This window comes from Streptomyces angustmyceticus, from assembly GCF_040701845.1.
In the GTDB taxonomy this organism is placed as follows: domain Bacteria; phylum Actinomycetota; class Actinomycetes; order Streptomycetales; family Streptomycetaceae; genus Streptomyces; species Streptomyces angustmyceticus_A.
Map to the genome: position 1 here is coordinate 1 of NZ_JBFBHQ010000069.1, position 2,076 is coordinate 2,076.

Consider the following 2,076-nt stretch of genomic DNA (forward strand, 5'->3'; position numbering starts at 1 on the left):
GTTACGTTAAAGACATTCCAATGTACGAAATTGTTAAATTAGCAATGGACGCGTATGTTGCTACACTCAATGAAGAAGAGAAACAAATATATAATCGTCGGCTAAATTCATAAAAAATATACTAACTATATTAGATATACTTAATATAGTTAGTATATTTTTTTAATGATTAAAATTAGTATCCTTAAAAAAGTATATTTAATATACTAAATATATTAAATATACTTAGTATAGTTCTATAGAGTTTAAATAAGGATATCTATAATTATCTCAGTCATGTCCAATAATAATTATTCAATTCGCTTTTTCTTTTTTTTTCCAATCGTCGATATATATATTTCATATTCATCCTGAAGTGAGAGAAGCTCTTCATAAGTAGAAGACATGTTTGAACTTGCCGCAAGCCCTATGTCATAAATAAAACCTACGGGTAGTGATTCAACTCGTCGATTCCGTGTGATCCAACTAGCGACAGTACCTTGACTATAGCCATAGGACTCACAAAATTGGTCGACAGTAACTCCTAGATACTTGATAATGAATACATTGATTGGGTGGGAATAAACAAAGGTATTTCGAGACATGGTGGGTGAGCCTACCTCTCTTAATATTATTGCGTTCGCAATAATAGTTTAACGTTTATAACCTGCTATTGTCTACTTCTTTTATTCACTAGGCCTAATCCCTAATCTCGGCATCAAAAAAATAGGCTTAACCCCTTCTTGCTTTTCTATTCTTTCTTCATCCATACTAATGATTCGTCTTCTACAAAATATTCGCTAAATTCTTGTTCACTAATGACCATGAACGTGCCTGGAAAGAGCTTTAGAAGGACTTGTCCATACTCTAACGCAATCATGCCACGCGCTGTTTCAAAAGCTACTTTCCCATTTTTTGAGAATTTCTTTGTTTTTTTAATAGCCGTATTCCCGCAAAAAGTGACCAAACAGCTGTATTGTCCTTTAGTGTATTTCAAATATTCAAAGGGTTTTTCATTAAAACAATTCCCTGTCGCTTTTATTCTCGTTTGCTGTTTTTCTGCTAATAACCAACTTTTCTTAGTCGAATGCTCTTGCAAGCGTGCTTCTACTGAAATAATCGAGCCATCTTCTTGTTCTAAATAAATGGAAGAATAATAATCCTTAGAGATAGGAACTGCCTTGCTTAATTCTGTAATCTGTCTCCCTAATAAACGACAACCAGTTTCCTGGGCAAACGTATAAACCAAATATTCTGAACCATCTTTGAACAAGAGAGAATAGACTTGATACACTTTTTTTGGCTTCGCCTTTTCCTTTTTGGGGACTGCGGCCAACTGTTGAATCACTGGTTGTTTAACTTCGTATGTTTTTTCATACTGCATTAATTGTTTGACAGTAGGCTGTAGCTTGTCTTGGGTCTCTCTATACTGCTCACAGTATAGACAATAACGATCCTTACCAATCGGATGACACAAATCCGGATCGGACTTATGTTTCTTTTTGATTTCTTGCAATTTCTCCTCATAAAAATATTTCATTGTCAGCATTTGTTTGTACTCTGATCGATTCAATTCTTTTACTCCTTTTGTTTATTATCTACACATAGTAAATGTTTTCTTCAAATAGCTTTCTATTTATTCTATCACACATCAATTCCCTTTATTTTCAGTAGAAAAGGGATCACTGAAACAACTAAACAGAAAATAGCGTTAGATTTTGGAAAGGGTGATTTAGCATCTATTCGACTTTCCTTATCGCTATTTTCTGTACGGATGTTTCAGTGACCCCTAAATCCCAGTACTTATCTAACTCTCTTCATACGGCGCAATATAATAGTAGAAACTATGATACCCTGCGCTAGCTTCCACATAAAAGGTAAAGCATTCCACGCCAACCTCGTTAATCAATTGTTGCCCATAACCCCAAATTTCCTCTAGTAATTCTTCATAGCAAATATAGCGCCATTCGTACTGCTGAATGATATTCATAGCTGACTCCATTTATCTAACTCCTGGATTTCAATGTGGCGAATTTCATCGTAATGGACCTTATGCTCTCCAATAAAAATACCTAGTTCATCATAACCATGAATTTC

At 34.4% G+C, this 2,076-nt stretch carries 2 protein-coding genes; both read right to left on the reverse strand.

What is annotated here, in order from left to right; translation table 11 throughout:
- Positions 1-730 precede the first annotated feature (730 nt).
- The gene (locus AB0411_RS37825; RefSeq protein ID WP_366421739.1) at positions 731-1,528 is read right to left on the reverse strand and encodes a hypothetical protein; all 798 of its coding nucleotides are present in this window, start codon (positions 1,526-1,528) and stop codon (positions 731-733) included.
- Between the two features lie 258 nt (positions 1,529-1,786).
- Complete coding sequence (locus tag AB0411_RS37830; protein ID WP_153830669.1) at positions 1,787-1,969, reverse strand: hypothetical protein; 183 nt, start codon at positions 1,967-1,969, stop codon at positions 1,787-1,789.
- Between the last annotated feature and the right edge of the window lie 107 nt (positions 1,970-2,076).